This is a genomic window from Nocardiopsis suaedae, assembly GCF_027706745.1.
In the GTDB taxonomy this organism is placed as follows: Bacteria; Actinomycetota; Actinomycetes; order Streptosporangiales; family Streptosporangiaceae; genus Nocardiopsis_A; species Nocardiopsis_A suaedae.
In genome coordinates, this window is record NZ_JAQFWP010000003.1 from 187209 (window position 1) to 213617 (window position 26409).

The 26409-nt window shown below is 74.3% G+C and carries 24 protein-coding genes; 20 read left to right on the forward strand and 4 right to left on the reverse strand.

Going from position 1 to position 26409, the window contains the following annotated elements; genetic code table 11:
- The first annotated feature begins 40 nt into the window (after positions 1-40).
- The 4 genes from O4U47_RS03185 (at position 41) to O4U47_RS03200 (ending at position 4665) form a co-directional block, all read left to right on the forward strand.
- On the forward strand, positions 41-2029 hold the full coding sequence (locus O4U47_RS03185; RefSeq protein WP_270675990.1) for a serine hydrolase domain-containing protein: 1989 nt from the start codon (positions 41-43) through the stop codon (positions 2027-2029).
- Between the two features lie 26 nt (positions 2030-2055).
- Positions 2056-3393 carry a sensor histidine kinase gene (locus O4U47_RS03190; RefSeq protein WP_408638918.1) on the forward strand — a complete coding sequence of 446 codons (1338 nt, stop codon included), beginning with the start codon at positions 2056-2058 and terminating at the stop codon, positions 3391-3393.
- Positions 3390-4043, forward strand: a complete 654-nt coding sequence (locus O4U47_RS03195) for a response regulator transcription factor (RefSeq protein ID WP_270675992.1) — start codon at positions 3390-3392, stop codon at positions 4041-4043. Before O4U47_RS03190 ends, O4U47_RS03195 begins: the two co-directional genes overlap by 4 nt.
- 112 nt (positions 4044-4155) lie before the next feature.
- Positions 4156-4665, forward strand: a complete 510-nt coding sequence (locus O4U47_RS03200; protein ID WP_270675993.1) for a flavodoxin domain-containing protein — start codon at positions 4156-4158, stop codon at positions 4663-4665.
- A 44-nt stretch (positions 4666-4709) separates the two neighbouring features.
- Here O4U47_RS03200 and O4U47_RS03205 read toward each other — a convergent pair whose 3' ends face one another.
- Positions 4710-5861: an acyl-CoA dehydrogenase family protein gene (locus tag O4U47_RS03205; protein ID WP_270675994.1), complete on the reverse strand. Its 1152-nt coding sequence runs from the start codon at positions 5859-5861 to the stop codon at positions 4710-4712.
- A 100-nt stretch (positions 5862-5961) separates the two neighbouring features.
- On the opposite strand from O4U47_RS03205, the gene O4U47_RS03210 reads away from it, so the two are divergent.
- From O4U47_RS03210 to O4U47_RS03275, 14 genes are all read left to right on the forward strand, one after another.
- Positions 5962-6705, forward strand: a complete 744-nt coding sequence (locus tag O4U47_RS03210) for a TetR/AcrR family transcriptional regulator (RefSeq protein WP_270675995.1) — start codon at positions 5962-5964, stop codon at positions 6703-6705.
- A 24-nt stretch (positions 6706-6729) separates the two neighbouring features.
- Entirely contained in the window at positions 6730-8340 is a 1611-nt protein-coding gene (locus tag O4U47_RS03215) for a peptide chain release factor 3 (RefSeq protein ID WP_270675996.1), read from the forward strand.
- Between the two features lie 379 nt (positions 8341-8719).
- Complete coding sequence (locus O4U47_RS03220) at positions 8720-10009, forward strand: citrate synthase (RefSeq protein ID WP_270675997.1); 1290 nt, start codon at positions 8720-8722, stop codon at positions 10007-10009.
- A 128-nt stretch (positions 10010-10137) separates the two neighbouring features.
- On the forward strand, positions 10138-10671 hold the full coding sequence (locus O4U47_RS03225; protein WP_270675998.1) for an HdeD family acid-resistance protein: 534 nt from the start codon (positions 10138-10140) through the stop codon (positions 10669-10671).
- Between the two features lie 79 nt (positions 10672-10750).
- Positions 10751-11911 (forward strand): sensor histidine kinase, encoded by a 1161-nt coding sequence (locus O4U47_RS03230; RefSeq protein WP_270675999.1) that lies wholly within the window; start codon positions 10751-10753, stop codon positions 11909-11911.
- 29 nt (positions 11912-11940) lie between these two features.
- Positions 11941-12606: a response regulator gene (locus O4U47_RS03235; RefSeq protein WP_270676000.1), complete on the forward strand. Its 666-nt coding sequence runs from the start codon at positions 11941-11943 to the stop codon at positions 12604-12606.
- Between the two features lie 79 nt (positions 12607-12685).
- Complete coding sequence (locus O4U47_RS03240) at positions 12686-13288, forward strand: TetR/AcrR family transcriptional regulator (RefSeq protein WP_270676001.1); 603 nt, start codon at positions 12686-12688, stop codon at positions 13286-13288.
- Positions 13285-13833, forward strand: a complete 549-nt coding sequence (locus tag O4U47_RS03245) for a hypothetical protein (RefSeq protein WP_270676002.1) — start codon at positions 13285-13287, stop codon at positions 13831-13833. The genes O4U47_RS03240 and O4U47_RS03245 overlap by 4 nt, the downstream gene beginning before the upstream one ends.
- 150 nt (positions 13834-13983) lie before the next feature.
- Complete coding sequence (locus tag O4U47_RS03250; RefSeq protein ID WP_270676003.1) at positions 13984-16248, forward strand: serine/threonine-protein kinase; 2265 nt, start codon at positions 13984-13986, stop codon at positions 16246-16248.
- Positions 16249-16261: 13 nt separating this feature from the next.
- Complete coding sequence (locus tag O4U47_RS03255; protein WP_270676004.1) at positions 16262-17143, forward strand: PP2C family protein-serine/threonine phosphatase; 882 nt, start codon at positions 16262-16264, stop codon at positions 17141-17143.
- The gene (locus O4U47_RS03260; RefSeq protein ID WP_270676005.1) at positions 17140-18468 is read left to right on the forward strand and encodes a vWA domain-containing protein; all 1329 of its coding nucleotides are present in this window, start codon (positions 17140-17142) and stop codon (positions 18466-18468) included. The genes O4U47_RS03255 and O4U47_RS03260 overlap by 4 nt, the downstream gene beginning before the upstream one ends.
- Positions 18469-18486: 18 nt before the next feature.
- Positions 18487-19176, forward strand: a complete 690-nt coding sequence (locus O4U47_RS03265; RefSeq protein WP_270676006.1) for an FHA domain-containing protein — start codon at positions 18487-18489, stop codon at positions 19174-19176.
- Between the two features lie 6 nt (positions 19177-19182).
- The gene (locus tag O4U47_RS03270; RefSeq protein ID WP_270676007.1) at positions 19183-20565 is read left to right on the forward strand and encodes a hypothetical protein; all 1383 of its coding nucleotides are present in this window, start codon (positions 19183-19185) and stop codon (positions 20563-20565) included.
- Positions 20566-20600: 35 nt separating this feature from the next.
- The gene (locus tag O4U47_RS03275) at positions 20601-21425 is read left to right on the forward strand and encodes a glutamate ABC transporter substrate-binding protein (RefSeq protein ID WP_270676008.1); all 825 of its coding nucleotides are present in this window, start codon (positions 20601-20603) and stop codon (positions 21423-21425) included.
- On the opposite strand, the gene O4U47_RS03280 is transcribed toward O4U47_RS03275, so the two are convergent.
- The 3 genes from O4U47_RS03280 to O4U47_RS03290 all read right to left on the reverse strand — a co-directional run bounded on the left by O4U47_RS03280 (position 21391) and on the right by O4U47_RS03290 (position 24060).
- A complete protein-coding gene (locus O4U47_RS03280; RefSeq protein WP_270676009.1) occupies positions 21391-22704 on the reverse strand; it encodes an APC family permease in 1314 nt (437 codons plus the stop codon). The two genes, O4U47_RS03275 and O4U47_RS03280, sit on opposite strands and share 35 nt — an antisense overlap.
- A 175-nt stretch (positions 22705-22879) precedes the next feature.
- Entirely contained in the window at positions 22880-23188 is a 309-nt protein-coding gene (locus O4U47_RS03285; RefSeq protein WP_270676010.1) for a cupin domain-containing protein, read from the reverse strand.
- Between the two features lie 62 nt (positions 23189-23250).
- On the reverse strand, positions 23251-24060 hold the full coding sequence (locus O4U47_RS03290) for a YqcI/YcgG family protein (protein WP_270676011.1): 810 nt from the start codon (positions 24058-24060) through the stop codon (positions 23251-23253).
- 163 nt (positions 24061-24223) lie between these two features.
- On the opposite strand from O4U47_RS03290, the gene O4U47_RS03295 reads away from it, so the two are divergent.
- The gene (locus O4U47_RS03295; RefSeq protein ID WP_270676012.1) at positions 24224-25144 is read left to right on the forward strand and encodes a GlxA family transcriptional regulator; all 921 of its coding nucleotides are present in this window, start codon (positions 24224-24226) and stop codon (positions 25142-25144) included.
- 130 nt (positions 25145-25274) lie between these two features.
- Positions 25275-25955, forward strand: a complete 681-nt coding sequence (locus tag O4U47_RS03300; RefSeq protein WP_270676013.1) for a hypothetical protein — start codon at positions 25275-25277, stop codon at positions 25953-25955.
- Positions 25956-26409: the final 454 nt, after the last annotated feature.

Sequence of the window (26409 nt, forward strand, 5' to 3'; positions counted from 1 at the left end):
TCACGGCAACCGACGACCGGAGCGGAGCAGGAGAGAAGCGATGCCCCCCGTACCGACCCCCCGTACCCGCCCGGCGGCGAAGGGCCTGGCCGCCCTCGCCGCCGCGGCCCTTCTCGCGGCCGGGCCCGCCCCCACCGCCGCCGCCGCCGCCCCCGCCGGCACTGCCGTGGCCGCCACGACCGCCGCCCCCGAGCTCACCGCCGACGACGTCGACGCCTGGCTCGACGACGTGGTGCCGGAGTCGCTGGGCGAGGCCGGGATCCCCGGCGCGGCGGTCAGCGTCGTCGCCGACGGCGAACTCCTCACCGCCCGCGGCTACGGCGACGCCCGCACCGGGGCCGACGGCGGCCGGGCGGTCCCGGTCGACCCCGAGGAGACGCTCTTCCGGCCGGGGTCGGTCTCCAAGCTGTTCACCGCGACCGCCGTGATGCGGCTGGTCGAGGAGGGAGAGGCGGACCTGGACGCCGACGTTCGGGAGTACCTGGACTTCGACCTGCCCACCCGGTTCGACGAACCGGTCACCCTGCGCCACCTGCTCTCGCACACCGCCGGCTTCGAGGACCGGTTCGCCGGGATGATGCTCCCCGAGGGCCGGGAGCCCGACCTGCGCGCCTACCTGTCCACCGACCCTCCCGAGCAGGTCTATGAGCCCGGCACGGTGCCCTCCTACTCCAACTACGGCAACGCCCTGGCCGGCTACGTCGTGGAGAACGTCAGCGGCACCGCCTTCGAGGACTACGTCGCCGAGGAGGTCCTGGAACCGCTGGGCATGGACTCCTCCACCTTCGCGCAGCCCCTCCCGGGCGCGCTCGAAGAGCGCATGGCGGGCGGATACGCCGACGCATCGGCTCCGGCGGAGCCCTTCGAGACGATCGCCGACGTGCCCGCGGGCGGGATGACCACCTCGGCGACCGACATGGCGCGGTTCATGCTCGCGCAGCTGGACGCGCTGGAGCCGGGCCGCAACGTTCTGGAGCCGCGGACGCTGGAGCTCATGCAGGCTCCGGCGCTGGACGAGGCGTCTCTGGGCACCCTGGCCGAAGGGCCGCGCATGTCCCTGGGCTTCTTCGAGGAGGACCGCAACGGCCGCCGCGTCCTCGGGCACGGCGGCGACACCGCCGTCTTCCATTCGCACCTGACGCTCTACCCCGACGACGGCGTGGGCCTCTTCATCGCCCTCAACGGCGGGGACGCCCTCACCTCCATGGAGGTGCGCGACGCGGTCCGGTCCGGCTTCGCCGACCGCTATCTCCCGGCCGAGGACGCGCAGGAGGCCTCCGTCGAGCCGACCGCCGCCGAGCACGCACAGATGGCGGCGGGTACCTATGAGACGTCGCAGGTCCCGCACAGCACCTTCATGAACGCCATGAGCCCGCTGGGCGCGCAGACCCGCATCACCGCCCGGGAGGACGGTACCGTCCTGCTCACCCCGAGCCCGGACACCATGACCCCCGTGGCCTATGAGGAGGTCGCCCCGTGGGTGTGGCAGGAGGTCGACGGGCAGCGCAGGATCGCCATGCGCGTAGAGGACGGCCGTGTGCGGGCGATCGGCTACAACAGCGCCTTCACCCTGCTGCCGGTCGCGGCCCACCGGGACTCCGCGCTCACGCTTCCGGTGCTGGCGGCCTCGGCGGCCGTCCTCCTCGCCGCCGCGGTGTCCTGGCCGGTCGGCGCGGTGCTGCGGCGCCGCTCCGGGCGGCCCTCCCGGGCCCGTGCCGGGCGCCCGGCACGGGTGGCGACCCGGGTGGGCACCGTGGGCGCGCTGGTCGCCCTCGGTGGCTGGACGGCGGCTTTCCTGCAGGTCATGGCGTTCGCTCCGATGGCGCAGGACACGCTGAAGGCGGTCCTTGCGGCGCAGCTCATCGGCGTCGCGGGCATCGTCCCCGCGGCGGTCGTCGTCGTCGACGACGTCCGCCACAGAGCCGGGTGGAGGCGGTACCTGGGCAGCGCCCTCGTGCTGCTCGCCCTGGCCGGGACCGCCTTCTTCGCGGCCGCCCACAGCATGCTCTCCTTCGACCTGACCTACTGACAGGACTCGGACGACGACACGGCATGATGCCCCCCGTGACCGAAGCGCCCCCCGCTCCCCGCCCCCGCGCCTTCGTCCTCGCGGACGACGGGCTCGACCGCCTCGGGCTGCGGACGTCCTTCTCCCGTGACTGCGCCCTGGCCGTCGCGATGGCGGCCGTCTCCACCGGACTGCTCTGGGTCTTCTCCGGCGTGCTGGAGAGCCGGGAGGGCGTCCGCCTCCCCCCGTCGGCCACGGCCCTGCTCGCGCTCCTGGTGTACGGCCAGTCCCTCATGCTGTGCCTGCGGCGCATGCGCCCGGTCCTGTGCGTGGGCGTGGTGGCGTTCACGCACGTGGGGGTCATGGCCCTGATGCCCCCGCACGTGACCGCCCAGGGGCTCGCCCCGTTCATCGCCGCCTATACCTGCGGCGCCCACCTCCCCGCCCGCCGTGCGGTCAGGGTCGTCGCCACCGTGACCGCGGCCACGGCACTGGCCGGGACCCTTGTCGCGGGGCGCCTCCTGGAGGCGCTGATCGGGGACCGGGCCGTCCCCGTCGCCTTCCCCAGGACCGCGGAGGGCCTCCCGGTCCTGGCGGCCGGCCTGCTCGCCGTGGCCGTCGCCATGTACGGGGCATCGGCGTTCGTCGGCTACGTCGTGGCGATCCGCCGCGACTACACCGAGCTGGTCCGCGTCCGGGCGGCCGAGGCGGTCCAGCGGCAGGAGGAGAAGGCGGCGAACGCGGTCATGGCCGAACGCGCGCGCATGGCCAGGGAACTGCACGACATCGCCGCCCACCACCTGTCGGGGATGGTGGTGCAGGCCGGTGCGGCCGAACGCCTGGTGGGCCGCGACGACCAGGCGGCGCGGGAGGCGGTCTCCTGGATCCGGACGCAGGGCAAGGAGACGCTGGACGGCCTGCGCCTGGCCGTGGGTGCGCTGCGCGATCCGGGGGAGGAGGCGCCGTCGGAGGCGGGGGCGCCCGTTCCCGGGGCGGACGCCGTCGAGCGGCTCGTCCGGGCCGAGCGCGCCCTGGGGGCACGGGTCGGCTTCGCCGTCGAGGGCGAACGCCGCGAACTGCCTCCGGTCGCCGATGTGACCGTCTACCGGGTGGCTCAGGAGGCGCTCGCCAACGCGCGGGACCACGCGCCCGGCGCGCGTGTGGACGTCCTGCTGCACTACACCGGGGCACGGGTCGTGGTCCAGGTGGAGAACGCCGAGCCGGAGCCGCGCGGCCGGTGCCGGGGCCCTGGAGGGCCGCAGGGCGCACCGCGAGGGCTGGGACTGATCGGAATGAGGGAGCGGGCGCAGGTGGTCGGGGGCGTGCTGGAGGCCGGTCCGCCGCCGGGCGGCGGCTGGCGCGTGCGGTTGGAGGTGCCGCGGTGATCAGGGTGCTGCTGGTGGACGATCAGAAGGTGGTCCGGGCCGGGTTCCGTGTGATCCTGGACCTGGCCGAGGGCATCGAGGTGGTCGGCGAGTGCGGCGACGGTCCGGAGGCCGTCCGGCAGGCCGCGCTGCTTCGGCCGGACGTGGTCTGCATGGACGTGCGCATGCCGGGCGGGGACGGCCTGGCGGCCACCCGCGAGATCCTCGCCGCCGCTCCGGAGGATCCCCCCGAGGTCCTCATCGTCACCACATTCGACCTGGACGAGTACGTCTTCGGCGCGCTGGAGGCGGGCGCCGCCGGTTTCGTCCTCAAGGACACCGACCCCGACGACCTGGTCGAGGCGGTGCGCGGACTGGCCGACGGCTACGGCCTGGTGGACCAGGCGGTCACCCGCCGGGTGATGGCCGAGTTCGCCCGCCGCCGCGCCCCCGCGTCCCCGGAGGCGGGGGCGGCGGCCCTGCTCACCGTGCGCGAGACCGAGATCGTGCGCCTGCTCGCCCAGGGCATGTCCAACGCCGAGATCGGCGGGGAGCTGTTCATCGAGACCACCACGGTCAAGTCGCACCTGGGCCGGGCCATGTCCAAGATCGGTACCCGGGACCGGGTGCAGACGGTGGTCTGGGCCTACAAGAACGGGGTGGCACGGTGACGCCGCCGGAGGCCGCGCCGTTCCACCCTCCGATCCCGGACCGACGTCCCTGGACCGCCGGGACGGCGCGGCGTTCGCTGGAGTGGACGGACACAGCCGCGAAGGGGGCGCCATGACCGTTCTGGTGGGCTACTCGACGGAGCACGGGTCCACCCGGGAGATCGCGCAGCGGATCGGATCGGTGCTGGGGAAGGCCGGGATCGGTGCCGAGGTGCTCTCGCTCGCGGCCGTCGACGGCGTGGGCGGATACGACGCATTCGTGGTCGGCAGCGCAGTGCACGGCCAGAAGTGGCTGGACCCGGCCCGGGACTTCGTCCGCCGCACCATCGCCGATCCCGGCTCACGGCCCGTGTGGCTCTTCAGCGTGGGCACGCCGACCGCCCTGGGCAAGCCGTGGCGGAGACTGATGAGCTCTGAGCTTCCCGCGATCGAGGCGGACCTCGCGGTGCCGTTCCCTGCTCGCGGGCACCGGCTGTTCTCCGGGGTGATCAGGCCCGATCACCTGCCCCGGGGCGGACGGTGGCTCTTCCGGCTGCTGGGCGGCAGGTACGGCGACCACCGCGACTGGGCGGCGATCGACGAGTGGGCCGGAAGCATCGCGGAGGCGCTGGCGCGCCGCTGACCCCGGTGCGGGCGGAGCCCAGGAGGCCCCGCCCTCCCGGACTCCTACTTCAGCAGCTGGCGGGCCATCACCATGCGCTGGATCTGGTTGGTGCCCTCGTAGATCTGGGTGATCTTCGCGTCCCGCATCATGCGCTCGACCGGGAAGTCCTTCACGTACCCGGCGCCGCCCAGGAGCTGGACGGCGTCGGTGGTGATCTCCATGGCCGCGTCGGAGGCCTGGCACTTGGCCGCCGCGCCGAAGAACGACAGGTCGGCGTCGCCCCGCTCGGACTTGGCCGCGGCCGCGTAGACCATCTGGCGGGCGCTCTCCAGCTTCATCGCCATGTCGGCCAGCATGAACTGCACGCCCTGGAACTCGGCGACGGCCTTGCCGAACTGCTTGCGCTCCTTGACGTAGGCCACGGCGGCGTCCAGCGCCCCCTGGGCGATGCCGACGGCCTGGGCGCCGATGGTCACCCGGGTGTGGTCCAGGGTGCGCAGGGCGATCTTGAGGCCCTCGCCGACCCCGCTCGCGCGGCGCTCGTCGGGGATGCGCACGTCGTCGAAGAACAGCTCGCGCGTGGGCGAGCCCTTGATGCCGAGCTTGCGCTCGGGCTCGCCCAGGCTGAACCCGGCGTCGTCCTCGTGCAGCACGAACGCGGTGACATTGCTGCCGCGCTTGCCCTCGGGGTCGGTCACCGCCATGACCGTGTAGTACTTGCTCACGCCGGCGTTGGTGATCCAGGACTTCTGGCCGTTGACCACCCAGGAGTCGCCGTCCCGCACCGCCTGGGTGCGCATGCTCGCGGTGTCGGACCCGGCCTCGCGCTCGGACAGGCCGTAGGAGAACATCGCCTCCCCGCGCGCCACCTCCGGCAGGTAGCGTCTCTTGACCTCCTCCGAGGCGCCCAGGATGAGCGGCATGGTGCCGAGCTTGTTCACCGCCGGGATGAGCGAGGAGGAGCCGCAGGCGCGCGCGACCTCCTCGATCACGATGCACGTGGCCAGCGCGTCGGCGCCCACGCCCTCGTACTCCTCGGCGATGTGCGGGGCGTGGAAGTCGGTCGCGCGCAGCGCGTCGTAGGCCTCCTGGGGAAAGGCGCTGTTCTCGTCGGCCGCGGCGGCGTACGGCGCGATCTTGTCCTCGGCGACCGCGCGCACCGCGGCGCGCAGCTCCTCGTGCTCCTCGGCGGTGGTGAACAGATCGAAGCTCATCGGCCCTCCTGGCGGTGTGCGCGGCGTGTGTGGCACTGAGTGCCCGATACTGGCATCACGTGACAGCGTACGTTATCGGTGAGGGGACGCGAGGAGGGGCATGACCGGCAGAGCGGATGGCAGGGCGGATGAGAGGCACGCGGTGGTCGCGGCCGCGGTGCGGCTGTTCGAGCGCCGCGGCTACGACGCCACGACCATGGGGGACGTCGCCGAGGAGGCGGGGCTGAGCCGCCGCAGCCTCTTCCGGCGCTTCGGCACCAAGGAGGACATCCTCTTCGCCGAGCACGAGGACCTGCACGAGACGGTGCGGCGCTTCCTGGACGCCGCACCCGGCGACGACCCGGTCGCGACGGTCACCGCCGCCGCCCGCATGGTCTTCCAGGGGTACGCGGCCGCGCCGGACACCTCCGTGCGCCGGTTCCGCCTCGTGCGGGCCGTGCCGCGGCTGCGCGACCGGGAGATCGCCATGACCGCGCGCTACCAGTCGGCGTTCCGCCGCTACCTGGCGGGCGGCGAGCGCGACACCGAGCGCGCGCTCGCGGCCGAGGCGGTGGCGGCCTCGGTGATCGCCGCGCACAACCACGTGCTGCGGTCGTGGCTGCGCGAACCGGACCGGCCGGTGCCCTGGGACCGGTTCGACCGCGCGATGGCGTTCGTCACCGAAGGGCTGGGCGACGTGCTGCGCGGGTCCCCCGGTGCGGGCGGCGTAGGCGGCTCGGGCGGCGAGGTCGTGGTCGCGGTCTACCCGCCCGGAACCGATCCCGACGAGGTCGCCCGCCGGGTGCGCCGGGCACTGGATCCGGGTGACCCTTCCGCTGCGATAGATTCGCGTGGGCGTATCTGACCAGCGAAGAGGAAGGCGGGCGCGGTGACGGGGACAGAGGTGCTGGCCGAGGCGGGCCGCCGCAGGACGTTCGCGGTGATCTCGCATCCGGACGCCGGCAAGTCGACCCTCACCGAGGCGCTGGCCCTGCACGCGGCGGCGATCACCTCGGCCGGGGCGGTGCACGGCAAGGGCGACCGGCGCGGGGTCACCTCGGACTGGATGGACATGGAGCAGGCCCGCGGGATCTCGATCACTTCGGCGGCGCTGCGCATCGACTACGACGGCCGGGTGCTGAACCTGCTGGACACCCCCGGCCACGCCGACTTCTCCGAGGACACCTACCGGGTGCTCTCGGCCGTGGACGCGGCGATCATGCTGCTGGACTCGGCCAAGGGCCTGGAGGCCCAGACGCTCAAGCTGTTCGAGGTGTGCCGGGCGCGCCGGGTCCCGGTGATCACGTTCGTGAACAAGTGGGACCGGCCCGGCCGTGAGCCCTTGGAGCTGCTGGACGAGATCGAGCAGCGCATCGGGCTGCGCCCCACCCCGGTGAACTGGCCGGTGGGCATCGCCGGGGACTTCCGCGGCGTGGTGGAGCTGGGCACGGGCGGCCAGGGGCGGGAGTACGTGAAGTACCACCGCACCCCCGGCGGGGCCACCAAGGCCGAGGAAGAGCGTATGGACGCCGAGGCCGCCGCCGAGGCCGAGGGCCGGGCCTGGGAGCAGGCCCAGGAGGAGATCGAGCTGCTCGGCGAGATCGGCGCGCAGTACGACGAGGCCTCGTTCCTGGCGGGGGAGTCCTCCCCGGTGCTGTTCGGGGCGGCGCTGCCCAACTTCGGGGTCGGCGGGCTGCTGGACACGCTGGTGGACCTGGCGCCCGCGCCCGGGTCCAAGGCCGACGAGAAGGGCGCCGAGCGGCCGGTGGAGGCGCCCTTCTCCGGGCAGGTGTTCAAGATGCAGGCCGGGATGGACAAGGCCCACCGGGACCGGATGGCGTTCGTGCGCGTCTCCTCGGGCCGGTTCGAGCGCGGCATGGTGCTCACCCACGCGGCCACCGGCCGCCCGTTCGCCACCAAGTACACCCAGCAGGTGTTCGGCTCGGAGCGCACCACGGTGGAGACCGCCTTCCCGGGGGATGTGATCGCGCTGGTCAACGCCGCCGCGCTGAGCGTGGGCGACACGCTGTACGAGGGGCCCAAGGTGGTCTACCCGCCGATCCCCAGCTTCGCGCCCGAGCACTTCGCGGTGGCCCGGGCCAAGGACGCGGGCCGCTACAAGCAGTTCCAGCGCGGCATCGCCCAGCTGGACGCCGAGGGCGTGGTGCAGGTGCTGTCCTCCGACGTGCGCGGGGAGCAGGCGCCGGTGCTGGCGGCGGTGGGGCCGCTGCAGTTCGAGGTGGTGCAGCACCGCATGGCCGAGGAGTTCAAGGCGCCCATCGAGCTGGCGAACCTGGACTACACGCTGGCGCGGCGCACTACGGCGGCCGATGCCGAGAAGCTGCACGCGCTGTCGGGGTGCGAGGTGCTGCGGCGGCGCTCGGACGGCGAGCTGTTGGTGCTGGTGCACAACAAGTGGCGGCTGCGGGTGATCGAGCGCGAGCACCCGGGACTGGTGATGGAGCCGCTCCTCGCCGGAGGCGTCGACACCGGCGAATGACGCCGGTGTGAAGGGAGACGAATGGCGTACGGAATCATCACGATTCCGAACGGCCATCGTCGAATGCGCCGGTCGTGGGAAGTTTCACAGGGGGGCCGGGTCGGGTGCGGCGCCGTTCGGGGAACACCCCTGTTCCCGGGCGGTGACGGGGTCGAGGCTCTGCGTCCGTGAAAAACCGTGTTTTTTGACGTGTGCGCGAAGTCGCAGAGCTCTTCTCGTGTGTCTCAGGTCACCTGTTCGTTAATGCGTGAGAATTGTATGATTTTACTTCACTGGAGTTTAATAAAACCGCACAAAGTCAGTACCCCACGCGCGTGGGCCGGTACCCCGGCACACGCCCCCGCACCCCGCCTGGAAGGCTTGAAAGGTTGGCTCGGGCATGAGTGAAGACGGCAAAGGGCGCACGGTGGAGCTGCGGTACGACGGCGGGGACCAGACCTTCCCGCTGCTGGCCGGCACCGAGGGCGAACGGGCCATCGACGTCAAGGCGCTGCTCTCGGGCACCGGGATGACGACGCTCGACCCCGGTTTCGGCAACACCGCCTCCTGTCGCTCGGAGATCACCTACATCGACGGCGCCGCGGGCATCCTCCGCTACCGCGGCTACCCCATCCAGGACCTGGCCCAGCACAGCTCGTTCCTGGAGGTCGCCTACCTGGTGATCCGCGGCGCGCTGCCCTCCGCCGGGGAGCTGAAGGACTTCGCCGACCAGCTGCGGACGAACGCCCCGGTCCCCGACGAGATGCGCACGCTGCTCGACGCGCTGCCCCGCAACGGGCACCCCATGACCCTGCTCGCGGCGGCGGTCAACACGCTGGCGGCCTACTACGACGACAGCGCCGACCCCACCGACGACGACCAGGTCGAGACCGCCACGATCCGGCTGTTGGCCAAGCTGCCGACGATCGCGGCCCACATCCACCGGCGCACCTCCGGCTCCGAGCCCATCGACCCGGACCCGGCGCGCGACTATGTCGAGAACTTCCTGGCCATGCTCTTCGGCCAGGGCACCGGGGACACCGAGCTGGACGCCCTGTACACCAGGGCGCTCGACCTCCTCCTGCTGCTCCACGCCGACCACGAGCTCAACTGCTCCACCGCCACCGTGCGCGTGGTGGGCTCCTCCGACGCCGACATCTACGGCTCGGTCTCGGCCGGCGTCAACGCCCTGTTCGGCCCGCTGCACGGCGGCGCCAACCAGGCGGTCCTGGAGATGCTCGAGGAGATCCGGGGCATGGGCGGCGATGTCGACGCCTTCCTGGAGAAGGTCAAGGCCAAGGAGACCCGGCTCATGGGCTTCGGGCACCGGGTCTACAAGAACTTCGACCCGCGCAGCCGGGAGATCAAGGGCCTGGCCGCCGACATCCTGGCCCGCCAGGAGCGCCCCGACGAGCTCTTCCAGCTCGCCCTGGAGCTGGAGCGCAAGGCGCTGGCCGACCCCTACTTCACCGAGCGCAAGCTCTACCCCAACGTCGACTTCTACAGCGGCGTCATCTACCGGGCGATGGGCTTCCCGACCAACATGTTCACCGTCCTGTTCGCCATCGGCCGGCTTCCCGGCTGGATCGCGCACTGGCGGGAGCAGCGCAAGGACCCGGCCACGCGCATCGCGCGGCCGCGGCAGCTCTACGTCGGCCCCACGGAGCGCCCCTACCCGGCGCAGGGGTGAGGCGTCCGCTCCCCGCGGCGGGCCCGGGACGGCCGGGCCCGCCTCTTTCGTCCCCGCTGCAGTCACTTTGCGTGAAAATTGCCCTCCGGGCGGTAATGCTCCCTGGCGGGGCGGGGAATGCCGAGGGCATGCTCGACTACATGACCCGGCACTGGTGGGTGCTGACCGTGCGCGGCGCGCTGGCCGTCCTGTTCGGCGTGCTCGCGGTGTTCTGGCCCGGCATCACCGCGGTGGCGCTGGCCGTCCTGTTCGGCGCCTACGCGCTGGTGGACGGGGTCCTCGCCGGGGTGCTCGCCTTCCGCACCTCCGGGAGCGACCGCACCCCGCTGGTGGTGGAGGCCGTCCTGGGAGTGCTGATCGGCGTGGTGGCGCTGATCTGGCCGCTGGCCACGGTCATCGTGCTCACCATCCTCATCGGCGCATGGGCGGTGTTCACCGGCGTCGTCGAGATCGTCACGGCCGTGCGCCTGCGCAAGGAGATCTCCGGCGAGTGGCTCTACATCCTCGGCGGCGCGCTGTCGGTCTGCTTCGGCCTGCTGATCTGGTTCTGGCCGCTGCAGGGCGCCGTGGCCATCGCGCTGATCATCGGCGTCTACGCCATCCTGTTCGGCGTCGTGTTCATCGTGCTCTCGCTGCGGCTGCGCTCCATGGCCTCGGCCTGACCCCTCCTCCCCGGGGAGTACGCCGGGTGTCGACCCGGGGTGCATGACCGGGCCGCCTCCGAGCGGGCAGGATGCACCCATGAGGACCCACCTGCCCCGGCTCGAGGGGTGGCGGCTGGACGCCGCGCTCGCCCTGTTCACCGGGGCCGTGCTGCTCGTCTCCGAGCCCCTGTTCGCCGCCGAGCGCGGCATACCCGTATCGGTGCCCGCGCTGGTGCTGCTGGGCGCCGGCGCGGCGTCCCTGGCCGCCGTCAGCCGCCTGCCCTACCTCACCGCCGTCCTCGCCCCCGCCGCCATGGTGCTGTACTACATGGTCAGCGCCTCCGACGGGTGGATGGCCTGGATGCTGCTGCTCGTCACCGTCGTCCGGCTGGCGGCGGTGGGCAACCGGGCCTGTGTGGCCACCTCCGTGCTCGTCGCCCTGGGCGCGGTCCTCATCGGCGAGGGCCTGTCCTTCGACCTGTGGCGCGCGCTCGCCGTCGTCGCCTGGCTCATCGTGATCTTCGCCGTGGGCGAGAGCGTCCGCAACCGCAACGCCTACCTGCGCGAGGTCGAGGAGCGCGCCGCCGAGGCCGAGCGCGGCCGCGAGGAGGAGGCCCGGCTCCGGGCCACCGAGGAGCGCCTGCGCATCGCCCGCGAGCTGCACGACGTGGTCGCCCACAACATCTCCCTGATCAACGTGCAGGCCGGGGCCGCCGCGCACCGCCGCGACCCCGAGGAGGCCTTCCGCGCGCTGGAGGCCATCCGCGGCGCGAGCAAGGAGACCCTGCGCGAGCTGCGCGCGACCCTGGGCGCCCTCCGGCAGGTCGACGAGGAGCACACCGGCGGGGCCCCGGCCGCGCCGGCGCCCACCCTGGACCGCCTGCCCGACCTGGTCGAGCACACCCGCGCCTCCGGCCTGGAGGTCGAGCTGGACACGTCCGGGCTGGACACCGCCGCGGCCGTGCCCGCCCCCACGGCCCTGGCCGTGTACCGGATCGTCCAGGAGGCGCTCACCAACGCCCTGCGGCACTCCGGGGCGCACAAGGTGCGCGTGCGCGTGGCCGACGACGGCGGCGCGATCGCGGTGGAGGTCGACGACGACGGCCGCGGCGGCGGGGAGGACCCGCACGAGGGCAACGGCCTGCGCGGCATGCGCGAGCGCGCCGCCGCGCTCGGCGGCGCGTTCAGCGCCGGGACCCGCCCCGGCGGGGGGTTCACGGTCGAGGCGAGGGTCCCGCACCGGCCCACGGGCCGATAATGGGACCGACGAACGACAGGGGGACGCCCATGATCAGGGTCGCCATCGCCGACGACCAGACCCTGGTGCGCGCCGGGTTCCGGTCCATGCTCGAAGGCGAGGACGACATCGAGGTGGTGGCCGAGGCCGGGGACGGCGCCGAGGCCGTCGCCCTGGCGGCGCGCGAGCGCCCCGACGTCGTCCTCATGGACATCCGCATGCCCGGCACCGACGGCCTGGAGGCCACCCGCCGGATCGCCGCCGACGAGCGGCTGGACGGCACCAAGGTCGTCATCCTCACCACCTTCGACCTGGACGAGTACGTCTACGGCGCGCTGAAGGCGGGCGCGTCGGGGTTCCTGGTCAAGGACACCGAGCCGATGGAGCTGATCCACGGCGTGCGGGTGGCCGCCCGCGGCGACGCGCTGCTGTCCCCCTCGGTGACCCGGCGGCTCATCTCCGAGTTCGCCGGGCGCATCAAGGAGCCCCCGCCCGCGCCCCGGCTGAACGGCCTCACCGAGCGCGAGCGCGAGGTGCTGGCCGCCGTCGCCGCCGGGCTGACCAACGAGGAGCTGGCCCGGCGCCTGGTGGTCAGCCCCGCCACCGCCAAGACCCATGTGAGCCGGGTGCTGGCCAAGCTCGGCGCCCGGGACCGCGCCCAACTCGTGGTGATCGCCTACGAGGCGGGCCTGGTGCGCCCCGGCTGGCTGTCCTGAGGCGGACCCGCTGGGCCCTTCCGCGGCCGCTCGGCGCCCACTAAAATGACTGACCAGTCAGTCACCGAAAGGGGGAGGCATGGCCGGACACGTCGACCGCGCCGAGCGCCGGTCCCGGATCCTGCGCGCGGCCGTCCGCGTCTTCGCCCGCGACGGGGTCGCCGCCAGCCGCGTCGAGGACGTGGCCGCCGAGGCGGGGGTCGCCAAGGGCAGTGTCTACCTGTACTTCTCCGGCCGCGACGCGCTGCTGGAGGCCGCCTTCGAGGCCTACGCCGAGCGCGCCCGGGAGGGCCTACGCGCCGCGCGCACCGGTCCGGGCGACCCGGTCGACCGCCTCGACGCCCTCATCGAAGACGCCCTGCGCCTCGCCGTCGACGACGGAGACCTCGTCCGGACCATGATGGAGATGCCCGCCTCCGGCCACCGGGGCGGGCCGGTCCCGCCCGGAGCGGCCGGGCTGTACGCCGAATACCGCCGGACCGTCGCCGGGCTGCTGGCCGAAGGGCGGAGCCTGGGCCGTGTGCGGCCCTGCGACGTCGACCGCGCCGCCACCGTCCTCGTCGGGGCGGTCGAAGGGTGCCTGATCCAGTGGATCGCCGACCCCCGGGTGCCGGTGCAGGACCTGGCCGGGACGATCACCGGGATGTGGTGGACGGGCCTGGCTGCGGAGGGCTCCCGATGAGGGCGGTCGCACGGGCGGCCGCCGCGGTCGGCGCCCGGCTGGTCGGGCCCGGGGCCACCGCCGCCGAATACGCCGTGGTCCTGGCCGCCGCCCTGGGAGGGGCGGCGGTCGCCGCCGCCGTCGCGGCCGCCGCCGGCACCGGGGCGGTGCCCTCGGCCGTGGTCGCCGTGGTCGCGGCCGACACGGTCGGCGGGGCCGCGGCCAACGCCACGCGCGCCGCCAAGCGCCACTGGCACCGGCCGGGCCGGACCGCCGTGCACCACCTGGCCTTCGTCGCCGCGCACGCGGTGCAGCCCGCCGCGCTCGCCGTGCTGGTCCCCGGCTTCGGCTGGGCCGCCGCGGCCGCCTCCTACGGTCTGGCCCTGGCCGGTGCGGCGGCCGTGCTCGCCGCACCGGGCCCCGTGCGGCGACCGGTGGCCTTCGGCGCCGTGTGCCTGGGGACGGTCGCCGCCGCCCCCCTCGCGGCCGGCGCCCTGGCATGGTTCGTTCCCGTGTTCCTGGTCAAGCTGCTCCCCGCGCACCTGCTCGGGGAGGCGGAGTCCTGACCCGGTCCGCCGCGCGCCAGGGTAAGCCCGCCCTCGCTGGCCGGACACGGCCGATGGTCCCGCTCTCCCTTGTCCCGCGGCGCACGGCTGCCCGAGACTCTATAGAAACGGGGGCACGGCGCATCCTAAGGGGATGGGGCGGACGGGACCATGAACCAGTGCACCGACCCCGCGTGCGGCGGAGCCGTCGAGGACGGGTTCTGCTCGGTCTGCGGCCTCGCGCCCGCGCCGACCCCCGCAGCCGCCCCCACGCCGTCACCGTCACCGTCACCGTCACCGGCGCCGACCCCGTCGCCCGCCGTGTCCCGCCCCTCCCCGCGCGGCCTCTCGGCCCCCTCGGGGCGGGTGAGCCGCCGCTCCGGCTCCAGCCGCCGCGGCATGCTCGGCCTGGGCATGGTCCTGGTGCCGCCGGTGCCCTACCGCGACCCGGCCACCGCCGTCATGGCCGACCCCGCCGTCGCGGAGAAGAACCGCTACTGCGGCGGCTGCGGCGAGAAGGTCGGCCGCTCCCGCAGCGGCCGCCCCGGCCGCACCGAGGGCTACTGCCCCTCCTGCGGCACCGAGTACTCCTTCGTCCCCAAGCTCCGCAAGGGCGACCTGGTCGCCGGGCAGTACGAGGTGCTGGGCTGCCTGGCCCACGGCGGCCTCGGCTGGATCTACCTCGCCCGCGACCACAACGTCAGCGACCGCTGGGTGGTGCTCAAAGGGCTGCTCAACAGCGGCGACGCCGAGGCGCACAAGACCGCCGCCGCCGAGCGCTCCTTCCTCGCCGAGGTCGAGCACCCCAACATCGTCAAGATCTACAACTTCGTGCAGCACCCCGACCCGCGCACCGGCGTGCCCGCCGGGCACATCGTCATGGAGTACGTCGGAGGCAAGTCCCTGCGCGACCTGATCGCCGAGCGGCGGCACGGCGGCGGCGCCTCCGGCCTGCCGGTGGCCCAGGTCGTCGCCTACGCCCTGGAGGTGCTGCGGGCGCTGGACTACCTGCACGGCAAGGGCCTGCTCTACTGCGACTTCAAACCCGACAACGTCATCCAGAGCGAGGAGCAGATCAAGCTCATCGACCTGGGCGGGGTGCGCCGTTCCGAGGACGCCCTCACCCCCGTCTACACCACCCCCGGCTACCGGGTGCCCGAGCGCGAGCTGCGCGAGCTCGGCCCCACGGTCAGCTCCGACCTGTACACGGTCGGGCGGACCATGGCGGTGCTGAGCTGCCGGTTCAGCTTCGGGAAGCGGTACCCGCACGCCCTGCCCGACCCGGCCGAGGCGCCGGTCCTCGCCGAGTACGAGTCCTACCGCCGGTTCCTGGAGCGGGCCACCCACGTCGAGCCCGACGCGCGCTTCCACGACGCCGCCGACATGTCCGAACAGCTCACCGGCGTGCTGCGGGAGGTGCTCTCCAAGGACCAGGGCGAGCCCCACCCCGGCCCCTCCGCCCTCTTCGGCCCCGAGCGGTTCCTCGCCCACGCCGCGGGCGCCGCGGCCGCGGCCGACCCCGATCTGCTGCTGCGCCGCCCCGACCCTGCCGAGACCGTCGCCGTGCTGCCCACGCCCCTGGTCGACCCCGGCGACCCGGCGGCCGGGCTCCTCGGCGGCCTGTCCGCGGTCCGCCCCGAGGAGCTCGCGGCGACCCTGCGGGCGGCCCCGTCCCCCAGCCCGGAGACCCGCCTGATGCTCGCCCGCGCCCTCGTCCTCGCCGGGCGCGGCGACGAGGCCGCGGCCGTCCTGGAGGAGTTCGAGTCCCAGATGCCGGGGGACTGGCGCACCTACTGGTACCTGGCCCTCAAAGCGCTGGGCGCCGCGGACGCCGACGACGCCCGGGAGCGCTTCGACGAGCTCTACGCCCACCTGCCCGGCGAGGCCGCGCCCAAGCTCGGCCTGGCCGCCGCCCTGGAGGCCGCCGGCCGCCCCGGGGAGGCCGAGGAGCGCCTGGAGGCCGTGTGGAGCACCGACCGGGCCTACGTCAGCGCCGCCTTCGCGCTGGCCCGCATCCGGCTGGGGCGCGGCGAGCGCGACGCGGCGGTGGAGGTCCTCGACAGCGTCCCCGAGCTGTCCAGCCTGCACGTGGCCGCGCAGACAGCGGCCGTCGGCGCCCAGGTCCGCGGACGCCCCGCCGACCTGTCCGCCGCCGACCTGGTGGCCGCCGGGGCGCGGCTGGAGCGGGCCGCCGGGCGGGGCGCGGCCACCCACCGGCTGCGCGCCCGGGTGCTGGAGGCGGCCCTCGAACGGCTGCTGGGCGGCGGCACGGCCCCGCCCGGGACGGAGCTGCTGGGCGCGCCCATGGACGAGCGGGGGCTGCGCGGCAACCTCGAGCGCACCTACCGGGCGCTGGCCCGCACCGCGCTCGACCCGGACCGGAGGCGGGACTTCGTCGACCGGGCCAACGCGCGCCGGGTGAGGACATGGACATGACGGGGGGTGGGCGGTGCTGACGACCTGTCCGGCCTGCGCCGATCCGATCGGCGGCGGCGACGACTACTGCGAGAACTGCGGGCTGCGCCTGACACCGGTGCCCAGCGGGGACGCCGGCGTCGGACGCGACCGCGTCGAGGCCGCGCTCGGCCCCCTCGCCGGGGTCAGCGACATCGGCCTGCGCCACCACCGCAACGAGGACGCCATGGCGCTGCTGACCCCCGGCGCCCGCTCGCCCGCGCTCGTCGGCGTGGTGTGCGACGGGGTCTCCTCCGCGCCGCGCTCCGACGACGCGGCCCTCGTCGCCGCCGAGACCGGGGCCGCCGAGACCGCCCGCGCGCTTCGCGAGGGCGCCCCCGCCAACGAGGCGGCGGCCACCGGGATGACGCGGGCCGCCGGGGCGGTGGCCGCGCTCGCCGACGCGGCCGGCTCCCCGGCCTGCACCTACGTGGCGGCGTGCATGCCCGAAGGGGGTGGGCCGGTCACCGTCGCCTGGATCGGCGACAGCCGCGCCTACTGGCTGCCCGGCGGCGGGGCGCCCGGCCCCGCGCGGCTGCTCACCCGGGACGACTCCTGGAGCGCGGCGATGGTCGAGGGCGGGGTCCTCAGCGAGGAGGAGGCCGAGAACTCCCTGTACGCGCACGCCATCACCGCCTGGCTGGGGGCCGACTCGGGAGAGGTGGAAGGGCACGTCGCCACCGTCGCCCTCGAGGGCCCCGGCGCCGTCGTGCTGTGCACCGACGGGCTGTGGAACTACGCCCCCGCCGCCGAGGACCTCGCCGCGCTCCTGCCGGGGGCCGAGCGGGACCCGGCGGCCGCGGCACGGAGGGCGGTGGAGGCGGCGCTGGAGGCGGGCGGGCGCGACAACGTGACCGTGGTGGTGATGTCCGTATGAGCACAGGATTCCGGGTCGATGTGGACCAGAACCCCTACCTGCCGCTGGGCGGCACCGAGGTGCACGCCGTCGTCACGGTCGCCTCACAGGGCGGCGCGGGCGGGACGGGCGGCGGACCCGCCGCCCCTGCCGCTCCCGCCGCCGAGGTCGTCATCGTCGACACCTCGGGGTCCATGTACGGGGAGAAGATCGTCGCCGCCAAGCGCGCGGCCCGCGCCGCCGTGGACACCCTCCGGGACGGGGTGTCCTTCGGCATCGTGAGCGGGACCGGGATCGCGCGCATGGTCTACCCGCCCGGCAAGGCGCTCGTGCCCGCCGACGACCGCACGCGCGCGGAGGCGCGCGCCGCCATCGGCGGCCTGGACGCCGACGGCGGCACCCGCATGGGCACCTGGCTCGCCCTGGCCTCGGAGCTGTTCGCCCCCTTCGAGGAGGGCGCCCTCAAGCACGCCATCCTCCTCACCGACGGGCAGAACAACGAGACCGCCGACCACTTCGAGGCCGAGCTGCGGCGGTGCACCGGCAGGTTCGTGTGCGACTGCCGCGGGGTGGGCACCGACTGGAAGGTCGAGGAGATGCGGCGGCTCGCCTCGGCCCTCCTGGGCGATGTCGGCATCATCCGCAGCCCCGACCGGATGGCCGAGGACTTCCGCCGCATGACCGCGCGGGCCATGGGCAAGTCCACCGCCGGCGTGGCGCTTCGGCTGTGGACCCCCAAGGCGGCCGAGGTGCGGTTCCTCAAACAGGTGGCGCCCACGGTGGAGGACCTGACCGGGCGCGGCGCCGCCAGCGGGCCGCAGAGCCGCGACTACCCCCTCGGCTCCTGGGGTCAGGAGACCCGCGAATACCACCTGTGCGTGCGCGTCCCCGCCGGGGAGCCGGGCCGCCAGATGCGCGCCGGCTGGGTCAAGCTCGTCGCCCCCGGCGCCGACGCGGCCGTGCTGGCCTCCGGCAACGTCCTCGCCGAATGGACCGAGGACGAGGCGCGCGCCACCGAGATCAACGCGCGGGTGGCGCACTACACCGGCCAGGCCGAGCTGTCCCGCGCCATCCAGGACGGGCTGCGCGCCCGCCGGGACGGCGACGCGGAGACCGCCACCGCGCGCCTGGGCCGGGCGGTGGCCCTCGCCCACGAGGGCGGCAACGAGGTCACCGCCGAGCTGCTGCGCCGGGTCGTCGACGTCGTCGACCCGTCCACCGGAACCGTCCACCTCCGCCCGGCCGTGGACAAGGCCGACGAGATGACCCTGGACACCTACTCGACCAGGACCGTCCGGACCCGCGGGCGCGGGGGCGGCGCCGCCCCCGGCACCGGCGGCGACTGAGCGAGGAAGGACCGCCCCATGGCCAGATGCCCCGCCGGGCACGACTCGGCGGCGCAGGACTACTGCGACGTGTGCGGTGTGCGCATCGGTGCCCCCACCGACGCGCGCGGACCCGGGCGGGCCCCCCAACCCTGCCCGAACTGCGCCACACCGCGCTCGGGCCGCTTCTGCGAGGAGTGCGGCCACGACTTCGCGCTCGGCGACACCACCCAGCCCGGCAGCCTGCGCACCTCCGGGCCCGGGCGCGGACGCCGCGCCGGCCCCGCCTCCGGCCCCTCGGCCCCCGCCTCCATGCCGGGGCTGTGGCGGGCCGTCGTCACCGCCGACCCCGCCGTCTACCAGGCCATGGCCGACCGGGGGATGCTCGACCCCGACGCGCTGGCCTTCCCCTTCCCCGCGCGGACCCAGGTGCGGCGGGTGCCCCTGAACAAGCCCGAGGTGCACATCGGCCGCCGGAGCCAGCGCCGGGGCATCCTGCCCGAGATCGACCTGGGCGGGCCGCCGGAGGACGTGGCGGTGTCGCACCGGCACGCCGTCCTGCTGGCCCGCCCCGGAGGCGCCTGGGTCATCGTCGACCTGGGGGCCACCAACGGCACGACCATCAACGGCACCGACGACCCCATCACCCCGCACCACGAGTACGAGGTCCGGGACGGGGACCGGGTGTACGTGGGCGCGTGGACCGTCATCACGCTCCAGAAAGGGTGATCGGGGATGCGCCTCACCGGGGTCCCGGTGCTCCGGCCCGCCACCACCCCGGGGCGGCTGCGCCGGGCGGCGGCCGCCGCCCTGGCCGCCGTCGGGCTGCTGTTCGCGGCGGCGGCGGTCGGCATGGCGCACGCCCGCGAGGGCTTCGCCGTGATCGGGCACGGCGCCGGGGCCAAGGTCGCGGCCTCCGGCGACCTGTACTACGCGCTGAGCGACATGGACGCCCAGACCGCCACCATGCTGCTGGTCTGGCAGCGCAGCGAAGAGGAGGCCGAGCGCGCGCGGGAGGCCTACGACGCGCGGCGCGATGACGCAGGGCGGGCGGTCGTCCAGGCCGCCCAGCTCGCCGAGGGGGACCGGGCCGAGGAGCGCAACGTCCGCGAGGTGGTGCGGGGCCTGGTGGCCTACCAGCGCCTCGTCACCGAGGCCCGGGTACTGGCCCAGCAGGACGGGGACCCCGACCCGCCCGAGGAGACCGTGCAGCTCTACCGCCAGGCCACCGACCTCATGCGGCTGGAGCTGCTCCCCAAGGCCTACAATCTCACCCTCGACAGCGGCGCCACCGTGCGCGCCACCTACGAGGACAAGCGCGCGTCGGTGCTGCTGTGGGCCGGGCTCACCGGCGCCGCGGGGCTGCTCGCCGTCGCCGCCCTGCTGTGGACCCACCACGAGGCGGCCGCGCGCTTCAGACGCGTCCTCAACCCCGCCGTCGCCGCCGCCGTGGCGGGGGCGGCGCTGCTCGCCGTCGCCGCCGGCGGGGTGCTGGTCCTCCAGGCCGAACGCATGCGCCAGGCCAAGGAGGAGGGCCTGGACCCCCTGCTCGCGCTGTCGCGGGTACGGGCCGTGTGCACGGGCATGAACGGCGACCAGAGCCGCTTCCTGCTGGACCGGGAGGGCGCCGACACCTATGAGCAGGTGTACCTGCAGAACGCGCGCTCCCTGCTGTACGTCCAGGGCGACGACCTCGCCGACTACTACGACGGCGTCGACCGGGCGGTCGGCGAGTACCCCAAGGGCGAGGGCATGCTCGGCATCCTCGGCCGGGAGGCCGCCGAACTCGCCGACCAGGGCCGCTCCGGCGAGGTCGACGACGTGCTGCTGGCCTACCGCGCCTTCACCCGGGCCGACTGGGAGCTGCGCCGCACCGCCTCCGACGACGGTCCCGGCGCCGCCGTCGAGGTGCGTGTGGGCGAGGTGCAGCGCGCCTACGAGGAGTTCGACGCGGCCGTCGTGGAGCTCAAGGACACGCACGGGGCCAACTACGAGCAGGCGGTCGAGGCGGGCGACCGCGGGTCCACCGGGTGGGGCTGGGGCCTGCCCGCGGCGGCCGCGGTCCTGGCGGTGCTGGTCGTCGCCGGGATCTACCCGCGCCTGGCGGAGTACCGGTGATGCGCGGTACCGGTGACAGCGATGGGGAGGCACCCATGACGAGGACGGCCGCACTCCTTCTCGCCCTCGCGGCGGCGCCCGCCGCCGCCGGGTGCTCGGCGGCCCTGGGCGGGCCGGTGTCGGTCACCGACGCCGACACCCTGGTGATCGGGGTCAAGCCGGACCAGCCCGGCCTGGGGCTGCGCACCGGCGAGGGCCGCTTCGAGGGCTTCGACGTCGACGTGGCGCTGTACGTCGCCGGGCACCTGGGCGTCGCCGAGGAGGACGTCGAGTTCACCGCCGTCACCTCGGCCCAGCGCGAGGACGTGCTGCGATCGGGCGACGTGGACCTGGTGTTCGCCACCTACTCCATCACCGAGGAGCGCAAGAGCCTGGTCGGCTTCGGCGGCCCCTACTACGTCGCCCACCAGGACATCCTGGTGCGCGCGGACGAGGAGGGCGTGGAGGGCGTGCGCGGCCTCGAAGGGCGCACCCTGTGCCAGGGCGAGGGGTCGAACTCGGCCGACCGGGTCATCGAGGAGAAGGGGATCGGCGCCGAGCTGCACGAGGAGCCCGCCTACGGCGACTGCATCGCCCCGCTGCTGGACGGGGAGGTGGACGCCGTCACCACCGACGACCTCATCCTCGCCGGGTACCTGGCCGAGGAGCCCGAAGGGCTGCGCCTGGTCAACGCCCCCTTCACCGACGAGCAGTACGGGGTGGGCATCGCCGCCGAGGACGTCGCCGGGTGTGAGGAGGTCAACCGGGCGATCACCCTCATGTACCAGGACGGCACCGCGGAGGAGCTGCTGGACCGCTGGTTCGGCGACACCGGGCTGGACCTGGTCACGAGCGTCCCCCAGTTCGTGGGGTGCGGCTGACCCCGCGCGAGCGCAGCGCCCACACCCCCGCCCCCGCCGACAGCAGCGCGGCGCAGTAGGCCAGCTGCCAGGGGCCGAAGGAGAACACCGCCACCCCGCCCAGCACCGCCGTGACCGCGATCCCGAACACCCGGTGCCCGCCCCGGAACAGCCGGGCGTAGGCCGCGGCGCACACCAGGTACATCAGGAAGAAGTTCTGCCCGGCGATGGTGAGCAGCTCGGCCAGCGACAGCAGCCCCGTCCCGTTCGCCGCCAGAACCGCCCAGAACCCGGCCAGCGCCGCGGCCACGGCCCGGCGCGGCTGCGCCGAGCCGCCCAGGTGCGCGAGCGGGCGCGGCAGCAGCCCCTCCCGGGCGCTCGACATGACCAGCCGGGAGGCGCCCCACACCGCCCCGATCAGGTTGGCGGCGATGATCACCACGCCCAGCACCGCCACCACCCCGGCCGCGCCGGGCGAGACCGCCGCGCCCACCAGGGCGCCCACCGGCGCCGCCAGCGCGTCGGCGTCGCCCCGGTCCAGCAGGGTCTGCACGCCCAGCGCGAGCAGCAGGTACATCACCACGACGATGACGAAGCTGATGACCACCACCCGCGGGAAGTCGCGCTCGGGGTCGGCGTACTCCTCGGTGGTGAAGGAGAGCATCTCCCAGCCGGTGAACGCGAAGAAGACCGCGCCGATCACCAGCACGCCGGTGACCACCGCCCCCGGCTCCAGCGGCGGCAGGTGGCGCACCGGATCACCGGAGCCGACCGCCAGCACCCCGATGACCAGCAGCATCACCGTCAGCACCAGGGCCAGGACCACCTGCACCCGGGTCGACAGGCTCACCCCGGCGGCCACCACCCCGGCCGCACCGGCCAGCAGCGCCGCCGCCGCGGCCGTCACCGGGACCGCCTGCAGCCCGGGCAGCGCCGTCAGGTAGTTCGCCCCGGTCAGCGCGATCGCCGGGATGCCCAGCCCGAAGGTGCCCAGCGCCAGCACCTCCATCCCGGCCGCCGCGTGCCGCCCGAACGCGGCCTGGGCGAACCCGGCCACCCCGCCGGCGCCCGGGTGGGCGGCGCCGAGCCGGGCGAAGACGATGAGCAGCGGGACGGCGGCGGCCGAGGCCGCGATCCAGGTGTACAGCGCCGCCTCGCCCACCCGGCCGTAGACGATGCCCGGCAGCACCAGGGCGCCGCTGCCGACCACGACGGTGATCGCCAGCGCCACCGCCCCGGGCAGGCGCAGGTGGCCGCGGAGCCGGCCGGCCTCGGCCGGCGGGTCCTGGGTACTGCTCACGTGGGGCCTCTTCCCGCTCGTCGTGGCTGTCGGGCGGCCGCGGCCGTCGAGGGGCCGCGGCGGTCGGGAACGGAAGAGGCGGGTCCGCGCGGTCGGCGCAGAGCGGGCACGGGGGCCGCCCGCCTTGCGCCGGGCCGGGGTTCATCGCGCGGACCCGCCGGTCCAGGGGGCGCGGCTACTCGAAGTCGGGAACCGGCCGCGGGTGTTCGGAGCCGTCCAGGAAGGTCGTCTCGGCGGTCCGCCCGCCCTCCGGGCTGATGATGTACACGGCGCCCCCGGCCCCCGCCACCGAGCCGTGCACCGTCCGCGCCGGCAGCGCGATGTGCGTGCCGGACCGGCAGGCCCGCTGGTGGTAGCCGTCGCCGTCGATCCAGAACAGGAGGACCTTTCCGGAGACGACGAACAGTTCCTCTTTCAGGCTGTGGAAATGCCAGGAGTGGACTTTTCCGGGGCCGTCGTTCTGGAGTTCGATGCTGCCTTGCATGGGAAGGAGGGCGGAAATCTCGGCGGGGACGGACGGGGGAACGCGGTCGGAGAAGCGGACGCTCATCCTTCACCTGCTCTCTGGGCGCCGGGCGCCCGGGGTGCACGGACGGAGAAGGGGCAACGCGGGGGCACGGCGGCCCCCTCCTCCTCTTCGAGGAAGTACTGGGTCCATTCGCGGTTGCCCGCGGTTCCGTAGTCGCCGAGCACGGGGGCGGGCGGGACGTCGTCGTAGTCGTCCAGCCGGCCGCGGATGATGCGGCGCGCGTTCCGGCCCTGGGAGCTGGACCCCTCCAGGCCCTCGAACACGAACCGGGGCTGGAAGGTGATGCAGAAGTAGGGGAAGCCGCGGCTGCGCCGGCGCTCGTGGGCGGGGGTGTTGACCACCACGAACATGGGCGTCCCGGCGAAGCAGAACTCCCAGGTCGGGGACTCGGGGTCGTGGGGGATCCCGTCGGGCCAGGGGTGCGCGTCGAGCCGGTGCACCCGCTGGAGCAGGGCCCAGAACCGGTCCCGGTAGGCCTTCACCGCGTCGCGGCCCGCGCCGGGGTGGGGGCCCAGGGCGCCGCGGTAGACGACCACGAGGGACGTGCGGTGGCCGATGGAGGGCGCCCGGGCGGCGTAGTCGGCCAGGGCCAGGGCGGTGCCGCGGGCCGCGGGCTCGATCCCGTCCCCGGGGGTCTCCGAGGGGGGGTCCGCGGTGTCGTCCACGAAGGCGAAGCGCAGCGTGCCGCGCCGGAGGGCGTCCACCCCGAAGACGCACGGGAAGGGGGAGCGCTCATCGAGCAGCCGGTCGGTGAACAGCTCCTCGGCGCGGCGTTTCCAGTCGCGGGGCGCTCGCGGTGTGACAGGGGCCGACATGGCGCCACTCATGATGGGAATGTCGCTCCTCGTGCCGGGGTCAGGGGGCGGCGTGAACGTGGGGGTGGGGCCGAATCGATGCTCCGCTTTTGCCGGTACGCCGGGAAAGTGGAAAAACGGCGGGCATGCTTCAATTCATGCCATGCGTGTCGTATCCGTACTGATCTATAACGGTATGAGTGTCTTCGACTACGCAGTGTCGGCAGAGGTGTGGGGCATCGACCGCACCGGAGCCGGGGTCCCCCGGTTCGAGCTGCGGCGCTGCGGGGTCGCGGGCGCGACGGCCGCGGCCCACCCCGGGGCGGGCGTGCGCGCCACCCACGGCATGGACGCGGTCGCCGGGGCCGACCTGGTGGTGGTGCCGGGCGGACCGGACCCGCTGCTCGACTACCCGCCCGAGCTGCTGGCGGCCCTGCGCGCGGCGGACCGGGCCGGGACCCCGGTCGCGGCGCTGTGCGGGGCGGCGTTCGCGCTGGGCCGGGCCGGCCTGCTGCACGGGCGGCGGGCCACCACCCACTGGATGTGGATCGAGGAGCTGCGCAAACGCTTCCCGGACGCGGTGGTCGAGGAGGAGGCGCTGTTCGTCAACGACGGCACCCTGTGGACCTCGGCGGGGACCGCGGCCGGGATCGACCTGTGCCTGCACCTGGTGCGCGGGGCGCACGGGGCGGACGCGGCGGCGGAGATCGGGCGCCGGATGGTGACCCCGCCGCACCGGTCGGGGGCGCAGCGGCAGTACATCGAGGCGCCGGTGTCCGGGAGCGACCCCTTCGCCGAGACCCTGGCCTGGGCCAGGGAGAACCTGCACGTGCCGCTCACGGTGCGCCAGCTCGCGGCGCGCGCGGGCATGTCGGAGCGGACGCTGGCCCGCCGGTTCGTCCAGGCGACGGGGGCGACCCCGCTGCGGTGGCTGCACGACCAGCGGGTGCAGGTGGCCCAGCGGCTGCTGGAGGGGACCGACCACCCGGTGGAGGCGATCGCGCACAAGGCGGGGTTCGGGTCGTCGGCGGCGATGCGCCGGTCGTTCGGCAGGACGCTGGGGGTGACCCCGACGGAGTACCGGGCGGCGTTCCGGGAGCGCGGGGTGGAGTGCTGAGGCGGGGGCTGTTGAGGTGCTGATGTGAGGCGTTGATGTGGGCGCTGACATGGGGCGCTTATGTGGGGCGCCGAACGGTGCGCCCGTGTCGTCCCCCTCGACGGACGGGCTCTCGTGTTCCAATCGGCCCATGCGCAGCCGACAGACCACGGTCCTCGCACTCGCCGCCACGGCCACCGCCACGGCCCTGGCTGTGACCGTCACATCCGCACCACCCGCCACAGCCGAGCAGGCGGATGAGCGAACTTTCGGCGAACCGTGGGCGGACCTGGTCGTGGTGGCCCCGGAGCGGCTGCCCGGCGGGGCGAAGGGGTTCATGGTCGGGCACCCGGACATCGAAGAGGTGCTGGTGGCCGAGGTGCGCGAGGTTCCAGTGGCGTCTGTGGCGGGCGGGCCTATGGCGGGTGGACCGGTGGTGGGCGAGCGGGCCCGTGTCCTCGCCGCCGACCCGGACGAGCTGGCCGGTTTCCAGCGCGTGTTTGAGGAGGAGCGTGAGCAGGGGGCGTGGGGCGATCTGAGGGAGGGGGCCCTCGTCCCGGCACCGGGGTCAGAGGGGGCGTTCCCGGACGAAAGCGCGCGCGTAGGCCCCCTCGGCACCTTCAAGGTGGCCGATCCTGCCCACCCACCCGTCCCCGACCTGGACGCCGTCGTCCCTGCGGAGGCGGCGGACGAGTCCGACGCAGGCCGGACGAACGCGGCCTTGGTGTCAGCGAGGTGGGCGGACCTGGAGGATTTGCGGAGGGAAATCCTGGAGCACCTGCCGCGCGGTTCGACAGTTTCGACAGTGGGGCCGGTGACCGCCGAAAGCTAGTCGTCGGCGGTTCGCCGAGCGACCCCTCTGAGGAACGCTGCCCACTCCCGGCCCCCGCTCACGGGCCCCGGCCGTCCACCGGACCGGTGCGTCCTTGCGGCGATGATCTCGACGAAAGTGCTGCCATTCCAGCGAATTTGGCAGCGCTTTCGTCGAGATCATCGCCGGGTGGGGCGGCAGGGCGCCGGGGCAGGGCTGTTGGCCACCTGGCGTGGTGGAAGAACCGTTCGGGAGCAGGCGGGGTGGCCGATCGGCGACCCTCGATGGCCCCCGGGGCAGGATGCCTCGCCCCTGGGGGGGTGCTTCTCGGTTCGGTTTCTCGGATCCGGTCGGTGTGGCCTATACGGCCCGGGGTGGGGAGTGGTCCCCGTCCTCCCCTTCCGAATCCCCGCCCGGGGTGTGTTTTCCGGTGCGGGCGTGGTGGCGGCGGGCCCGGTAGTGGGCCTCCAGGCGG

Excerpts from the sequence above, each read along its gene's own strand:
- O4U47_RS03250 (WP_270676003.1), top strand. The coding sequence starts at position 13,984 with ATGAACCAGTGCACCGACCCCGCGTGCGGCGGAGCCGTCGAGGACGGG.
- O4U47_RS03240 (WP_270676001.1), top strand. The coding sequence starts at position 12,686 with ATGGCCGGACACGTCGACCGCGCCGAGCGCCGGTCCCGGATCCTGCGC.
- O4U47_RS03190 (WP_408638918.1), top strand. The coding sequence starts at position 2,056 with ATGCCCCCCGTGACCGAAGCGCCCCCCGCTCCCCGCCCCCGCGCCTTC.
- O4U47_RS03265 (WP_270676006.1), top strand. The coding sequence starts at position 18,487 with ATGGCCAGATGCCCCGCCGGGCACGACTCGGCGGCGCAGGACTACTGC.
- O4U47_RS03220 (WP_270675997.1), top strand. The coding sequence starts at position 8,720 with ATGAGTGAAGACGGCAAAGGGCGCACGGTGGAGCTGCGGTACGACGGC.
- O4U47_RS03300 (WP_270676013.1), top strand. The coding sequence starts at position 25,275 with ATGCGCAGCCGACAGACCACGGTCCTCGCACTCGCCGCCACGGCCACC.
- O4U47_RS03185 (WP_270675990.1), top strand. The coding sequence starts at position 41 with ATGCCCCCCGTACCGACCCCCCGTACCCGCCCGGCGGCGAAGGGCCTG.
- O4U47_RS03205 (WP_270675994.1), bottom strand. The coding sequence starts at position 5,861 with ATGAGCTTCGATCTGTTCACCACCGCCGAGGAGCACGAGGAGCTGCGC.
- O4U47_RS03230 (WP_270675999.1), top strand. The coding sequence starts at position 10,751 with ATGAGGACCCACCTGCCCCGGCTCGAGGGGTGGCGGCTGGACGCCGCG.
- O4U47_RS03260 (WP_270676005.1), top strand. The coding sequence starts at position 17,140 with ATGAGCACAGGATTCCGGGTCGATGTGGACCAGAACCCCTACCTGCCG.
- O4U47_RS03275 (WP_270676008.1), top strand. The coding sequence starts at position 20,601 with ATGACGAGGACGGCCGCACTCCTTCTCGCCCTCGCGGCGGCGCCCGCC.
- O4U47_RS03285 (WP_270676010.1), bottom strand. The coding sequence starts at position 23,188 with ATGCAAGGCAGCATCGAACTCCAGAACGACGGCCCCGGAAAAGTCCAC.
- O4U47_RS03200 (WP_270675993.1), top strand. The coding sequence starts at position 4,156 with ATGACCGTTCTGGTGGGCTACTCGACGGAGCACGGGTCCACCCGGGAG.
- O4U47_RS03295 (WP_270676012.1), top strand. The coding sequence starts at position 24,224 with ATGAGTGTCTTCGACTACGCAGTGTCGGCAGAGGTGTGGGGCATCGAC.
- O4U47_RS03235 (WP_270676000.1), top strand. The coding sequence starts at position 11,941 with ATGATCAGGGTCGCCATCGCCGACGACCAGACCCTGGTGCGCGCCGGG.
- O4U47_RS03245 (WP_270676002.1), top strand. The coding sequence starts at position 13,285 with ATGAGGGCGGTCGCACGGGCGGCCGCCGCGGTCGGCGCCCGGCTGGTC.
- O4U47_RS03210 (WP_270675995.1), top strand. The coding sequence starts at position 5,962 with ATGACCGGCAGAGCGGATGGCAGGGCGGATGAGAGGCACGCGGTGGTC.
- O4U47_RS03270 (WP_270676007.1), top strand. The coding sequence starts at position 19,183 with ATGCGCCTCACCGGGGTCCCGGTGCTCCGGCCCGCCACCACCCCGGGG.
- O4U47_RS03225 (WP_270675998.1), top strand. The coding sequence starts at position 10,138 with ATGCTCGACTACATGACCCGGCACTGGTGGGTGCTGACCGTGCGCGGC.
- O4U47_RS03290 (WP_270676011.1), bottom strand. The coding sequence starts at position 24,060 with ATGAGTGGCGCCATGTCGGCCCCTGTCACACCGCGAGCGCCCCGCGAC.